Source organism: Nostoc sp. 'Peltigera membranacea cyanobiont' 232 (assembly GCF_002245985.1).
GTDB lineage: Bacteria > Cyanobacteriota > Cyanobacteriia > Cyanobacteriales > Nostocaceae > Nostoc.
In genome coordinates this window covers 1-5,713 of record NZ_NOLK01000272.1, presented here as the reverse complement: position 1 = coordinate 5,713, position 5,713 = coordinate 1, and the positions used below count along the sequence as shown (strand labels likewise).

The following is a 5,713-nucleotide window of genomic DNA, read 5'->3' as shown; positions in this document are numbered from 1 at the left end:
TTAAAAATGCTTCCCGAAATCCCTGAGCCTATTTTATTAAACCAGATTTTTGCCAAGCTTACTGCTTTAGGTCGCATTCATCCCGTTTCTACAGGCGTTGAACCCTCGTAAATTGGCAATGGTATTGAGACTTCAAAACTCTTAAAACAGCAAAAAGGAAAGTGTAACCATTGCGGATTGTTTTTTCGTGAAGACGACGTGCTAGAAGTTGATCATATTATCCCTAAATCACAAGGTGGTAAGGATGATTACAAAAATATTCAACTTCTACACAGACATTGCCATGACACAAAAACTGCCAGCAATGGCAGTAAGGGCATCAAAGCCGTAATAAACAAAAACGGTGAATCTGAATGTAATAGCGTCAAGCCCAGCCCCAAGGTGGTTAGAGGTACTCATAACAAGAGCCAAGTCATTGAGGAGCCGGATGATGCGAAAGTATCACGTCCGGTTTTGAAGACGAGCGGGACTTGTGAGAGTCTCGCTTAGTTTAATGCGTTATCCAGTAAGCATCTTAGCCCCTCGCTTTTCTACAGCACCCATGAGCGGCTGTTTACCCTCAATTGATTGGTGCAGAGTATTGGTACTACTCTGCACCATCAAAAAGACTAATTCGAGCCAAAAGTGATAAATACAGGTATGCCATTTGTCAAAAACAACTGATTTTCATAGGGTTGAGGTTAGCATCAGTTCCTTAGAGTACAATTTTCCCGTTTTGGCACAGTGATGCCAAGTATTATGAGATTTATTTTGGAGTGTATTGTTGAGAGAAGAGATATTGTTTGGTTTACAAAGCCTAAGTAAGAAATAAAAGGGGATTTTTCACTTGCTTAAATACCCTACTGTTAAGGCTTTGAGCCACCAATGCTGTGCAACTTACTTGCGAGGTCGAAGCTACTCAAATGCTTGCAGTACAATCATTTACGTTTGAATAAAATAGCGGTTATTACTTTTTACCTATTTATTAAATCTCTACCGATAATTCTGGATTAAAGTAATTATTTGGTTCATCTGGATAACCACGAGGATTACAAATAACGCGAGTCAAACCGATTTGATAATCTAATTGTTCAAGTTTTCAGTTTACGTCGGACTCGCCACTCCATTTCAAGAATAAGTAGTGATTATCGTTAAACGACATTCCCGCTAGGGCTGAACACACAATGACTTGAGGCGTGAGCGTGGATCGACAGAGGGGCGATTGGGGTGTGGTGAGTGGTGCGATCGTCAACCAAGCTCACTTCTGGCGATTTCTATTCTGTTTTGCGTTGAATGCTTCTGATCCTGTCCCCCATGATGGATACTTACCCATGACTGCTAAATAACCAGAAGGAATTCCCCAAACAAGAAACCCTACAATTGCCCGACCAAGATTTGGAGTACGGAAACTGTCAGATACATAAGCAATATAGGCACAAAAAATCATTATGCCGATGAGTCGTAAAGTAATCGGATGACTCTGAGGAAAGAAGCAAGCGATCGCAATAACAACACAGAACGCTGCCATTCCGTAAAAAATAAAAGCTCCAGCAGGCAAACCGCTTGGATCGAGAGCTGTCACAAAGAAACCAGCAGCGCAAAGCAGGGCTACTGCTCCGATAGCTATGCGTGACCCAATACTCATCGTGCAATCTCCTGAAACACACAATACGCTGCCAGGTTGGGTTTCTAAGCGGTTAACTCCTCGCCCTTAATACCTCGCAGTCTACTAGATGAGTTTGCCCAAAAATTAAAGCAACCTAACGGTAAAAGGGGATTGACCTGATTCGTCGCATTCTGCGCCTTGAGCGGACTGAGGGGCGACTGGAATGTTTGGGGAAAGGGACAGATGCGGGTTGGCAGAAGAAATAGGTACAGTACCTATTAAATAGGTACTGTCAAGGCGATTAGTACCTATTTAACAGATGTCAAACGCGGGGATACCTCCCTTGAACTATTCAAGAAATCTCTTGGTTTTGTGATTCGTATTCTTCACAAATTCTTACAGCAGCTTCTAGATATCGATCTAGTAAATGATGATCTGATATATCAGGTAATACTAATTCAACAGCCGCAGTGGTTTCCATTACTCCACCATGCACTTCTCCATCCTCTTCTCCATCTTTTAAAGCTGAGATAGAACCCCACAGTCGAGCTATGGCAGTTTGAATTTCTTCCCTCTCAGGCAAATACCATATTTCTCCACTAATCTCAAGACACTGTGAAGGAGTTAAAACATTTTGCTCTTCTATTAGTTGCTGAATATATTTATAAAGTTGGGAAAATTTGTCCGATTTAATTTCAGATGAATATATTTGTATACATTCTATTGCCCATTTGATAGCTAAAGTATAGCGATATTTTTGTAATTTGTTGGCAATTGGATAAGCCCAAAGTATTTTTTTCTGCCCTATGGTTTGTTTTAATTGTTCTATTATTTGTTTCATATCAACTTATATCAAGCATTGGAGAATCAATATCTAAAAGCCAATTCTCATCAATAAATTCTAGATTTTCATTATAAACAAGAACTAATTCACCAATCTTTTGAGTGTGATTATTTGGTGTTTGTGTGGCATCAACAGCATCAGCTATGAGTGAAAACTTTAGTTGTAAAAAACGTTCAGTGTTAGTAATGCCAATAGAACTGCTAACTAATTCAGCTTCTAGGGGACGAGGTAACGTAATTGTTTCATAATATTCATCTTGTTCATCCCAGTAACCGCACACTTTATAATCACATTGATTAAGATGCTCAAGAACAAGAATGTTGGCATCTAAATTTTCTAATATTTCAGTTAAATCTCGCCAGACTTGATGATTTTTTAATTCGAGTATTGTCATAATTTTGTAGGTTTAATGTTCTGTTACCAAACCAGGGAAGTGTAATATACCATCAATAAATTTTGCATGAAATCGGCGGTCGCCACCTTTACCTAAGACTTTAGATTTCAAATCGTAGCCGGATTCCTGGGAAGTCACTAACCCCACATTACCGCGAGGGGGTACAAGCCCTTTCTCAATGGCTTTTAAATGTTTCCCTTTCTGATCATATTTTAATCCCAGCTTTATTTGTTCACTTGCAAATGAAACTAGCAGACCACTGATTGAAAGATATACAGTATCAGGCTGAATATCTGCCCAATTATCGGGTAAAGCTTCCATTAATTTAATACTGATATAGTAGAAGCACTAAATATATGTCCTTAGCTTGTTCTAAGGAAGAGTAGGCTACAAATATACGTGACTGCTGTACATTCATGAGTATGATGTACACCAAACCAGAAAACCAGAAAACCAAGATAATGAATTTTCAGGGGGCGGCTGGAATGCTTGGGTAGAGGGCTAGATGCGCGTTGGCAGAAGAAATAGGTACTGTACCTATTAAATAGGTACTGTCAAGGCGATTAGTACCTATTTAACAGATGTCTTGCGCTGGGATACCTCCCTTGAACTATTCAAGAAATCTCTGGTAACAGCGACCCCAAGACGTTGCAGCGTGAGGAGGAGGTCACGCTCCTAGCAGAAGCGCAAAGCTGTTTCGGTGATCGGGTTTTAGCCAGGGGTAGACGTTTTGAGCATTACTAATCGAAATTCATAATTTTTAGGAGTTTTCTTAGTTATCTGAGCAAGAATATCGATTGAATGAAGGTAACAAGGAATAAAAGTATTTTTACCTTGGTCGTAGGTATGACGTGCGTTAATATCTTTATTCATCTCGCAGAGAACTTGAAAATTAGCTCCGATGATATCCAAAGAACTCTCTTTACCGGGAATAACAAGCACACAAGGCTCTACAAAGCTTTGACCTGCTTTATCGTATGCTGACTTAATATCTTCCATACAACTCGGAAAATTAGAAATTAAATAAGAAAAAGATTCTTCGACCTCATTCAAATAAGCTGATTCATCTATTTTTTTAGTTAGAAAAGCTAACTCATCTGAAAGTGAAAGACGTTTAGACTTGCCGTAATTGGGGTCTATTTTCTTGCGTCGTTTCGCTTCACCCATGTCTAATTTATCCTCTTTCTCATTTACTACGGGAACGGACTGGTAAAACCAACTCTCAATTCCTTTGGAGTCATCACCCCGCAAGGGCTGGGCTTAAAGTTTCCCTTTTACTCTAAATATGAGGATTTACAAATCTAACATTCTTTTCAGAAGGGAGTGGAAGCGCCAGCGAGTTTTAATCCCTATTGACCCCTGAGAAATTGTACGTACAATTATACGTATTTACTGATTAATTTTATGAAATCGGCGTTGACTGAAAACGCATAACCTATGACTCTGGGGAATTTTGGCAATATCTATTCAGATGAGCTAATTACAGCCACTGAGTTGAATCGTCAGCCTGGGCGAGTTCTGGACAAAGCTTTAGAACGTCCAGTGACAATACTCGCAATGATCAGTCTTTCGCTTTGTTGCGCCGGGAGGAAGTAACTTTTCTCGTGAAGGCAGCAACACAGAGTAAAGCTGTTTTTGAAGCATTAACCGTCGCTTTCTCTTTGTTACTTGGGAAAGAAATCGGCTTTGAACATCCTTATGGATGGCTGAGTGCATTTGAAAAAGATGATCTGCAAGACTTTATCAAGGAGCTAAGTGAGGCTTTTCGGTTGATAGATTCTTCAACCACAGCATGGGAGATAATTGACGCGCTCATCCATGAATGGCATGAAAGTGCAATTGCTTACTCTAGCCCCGAACTAGCAGCAGCTTTTAGTGCAGAAACTGATGAAGTGCCATTAACCAAACCATCTGCTAGGAGTGCTGTGTGAGAGAGTATGATTTAGTCCAAGCGTCAAGATATAAAACCAGAAAACCAAATAACCAGATTTATGGTTTACCAGAAATATGGACAGTCAAAAGAAAATCATAACTATCACTGGGTACAAGGGTGGGGTGGGGAAAAGCACTACAGCTGTGCATCTTGCAACCTTCTTTAGTGAACTAGGTAAAACAGTTCTTGTAGATGGCGACCAGAACCGTACAGCCCTGGCTTGGTCAAAACGCGGGTCATTCCCCTTTCCTGCTGTGGACGAACGCCAAGCCCTCAAAGTAATTGCTGATGCTCAATTTGTGGTCATCGACACCCCAGCTAGACCTGACTCCGATGATCTAAAGGAATTAGCTAAAGGCTGCGACCTTCTAATACTGCCCACAAAGCCAGACATTGTAAGCCTTGAGCCAATGCTCTTGATGGTGAAAGATTTGGGTAAGGCAAACTATCGTTGCTTGCTGACTATTGTTCCTCCCTATCCCAGCAAGGAAGGTGAAACCCTGCGTCAGGATTTGTTGAATGGAGGCATCCCCGTATTTCAGGCAATGATCCGGCGTACTGTCGGCTTTGAGAAAGCAGCAATGGCTGGTGTTCCTATTCGAGATGTTGATGACTCTCGTTTAAAAACAGCTTGGGCTGATTATCTCGCGCTAGGTAAAGAAGTTATGGAGATTTTGAAATGAGCAAGTACGGTGATTTGATTAAAAAAGCCAGAGAGACTGAACCAGAAAACCAGAAAGCCATAAAGACAGAAGACCAGACATCTGGTTTACCATCACAAGAGCCAGAGCTTGAACAGATGGTCAATCTGTGCGTCAAAGTCCCTATATCCGAATGGCACTAAGAAAAGCTCTAAGCTGTGCGGGATAAGCGCTACAGATTTTAAAGCTATTGAACAGTGAATGAAGGTCTTGGATGGAACAAGTGAAAGTCCAGGATGCAATAGCTGCGATCGCA

Annotated in this window: 9 protein-coding genes; 4 read left to right on the top strand and 5 right to left on the bottom strand. The window is 40.8% G+C overall.

The window, feature by feature from the left end; all coding sequences use genetic code 11:
• Positions 1 to 198 precede the first annotated feature (198 nt).
• Positions 199 to 489, top strand: a complete 291-nt coding sequence (locus CDG79_RS38705; protein ID WP_442946285.1) for an HNH endonuclease — start codon at positions 199 to 201, stop codon at positions 487 to 489.
• Positions 490 to 1,237: 748 nt separating this feature from the next.
• Here the strand turns inward: CDG79_RS38705 and CDG79_RS38700 are convergent.
• The 5 genes from CDG79_RS38700 to CDG79_RS38680 all read right to left on the bottom strand — a co-directional run bounded on the left by CDG79_RS38700 (position 1,238) and on the right by CDG79_RS38680 (position 3,990).
• Positions 1,238 to 1,624 (bottom strand): hypothetical protein, encoded by a 387-nt coding sequence (locus tag CDG79_RS38700; RefSeq protein WP_094346802.1) that lies wholly within the window; start codon positions 1,622 to 1,624, stop codon positions 1,238 to 1,240.
• Between the two features lie 313 nt (positions 1,625 to 1,937).
• On the bottom strand, positions 1,938 to 2,426 hold the full coding sequence (locus CDG79_RS38695) for a hypothetical protein (RefSeq protein WP_094346801.1): 489 nt from the start codon (positions 2,424 to 2,426) through the stop codon (positions 1,938 to 1,940).
• A 1-nt stretch (position 2,427) separates the two neighbouring features.
• A complete protein-coding gene (locus CDG79_RS38690) occupies positions 2,428 to 2,823 on the bottom strand; it encodes a hypothetical protein (RefSeq protein ID WP_094346800.1) in 396 nt (131 codons plus the stop codon).
• 12 nt (positions 2,824 to 2,835) lie between these two features.
• On the bottom strand, positions 2,836 to 3,144 hold the full coding sequence (locus CDG79_RS38685; RefSeq protein WP_094346799.1) for a hypothetical protein: 309 nt from the start codon (positions 3,142 to 3,144) through the stop codon (positions 2,836 to 2,838).
• A 390-nt stretch (positions 3,145 to 3,534) separates the two neighbouring features.
• Positions 3,535 to 3,990, bottom strand: a complete 456-nt coding sequence (locus CDG79_RS38680) for a hypothetical protein (protein ID WP_094346798.1) — start codon at positions 3,988 to 3,990, stop codon at positions 3,535 to 3,537.
• Between the two features lie 437 nt (positions 3,991 to 4,427).
• On the opposite strand from CDG79_RS38680, the gene CDG79_RS38675 reads away from it, so the two are divergent.
• The 3 genes from CDG79_RS38675 (at position 4,428) to CDG79_RS43150 (ending at position 5,600) form a co-directional block, all read left to right on the top strand.
• Positions 4,428 to 4,754, top strand: a complete 327-nt coding sequence (locus CDG79_RS38675; RefSeq protein ID WP_223278606.1) for a hypothetical protein — start codon at positions 4,428 to 4,430, stop codon at positions 4,752 to 4,754.
• Between the two features lie 76 nt (positions 4,755 to 4,830).
• Complete coding sequence (locus CDG79_RS38670) at positions 4,831 to 5,439, top strand: ParA family protein (protein WP_094346797.1); 609 nt, start codon at positions 4,831 to 4,833, stop codon at positions 5,437 to 5,439.
• On the top strand, positions 5,436 to 5,600 hold the full coding sequence (locus CDG79_RS43150; protein WP_189525285.1) for a hypothetical protein: 165 nt from the start codon (positions 5,436 to 5,438) through the stop codon (positions 5,598 to 5,600). The genes CDG79_RS38670 and CDG79_RS43150 overlap by 4 nt, the downstream gene beginning before the upstream one ends.
• Positions 5,601 to 5,713 lie beyond the last annotated feature (113 nt).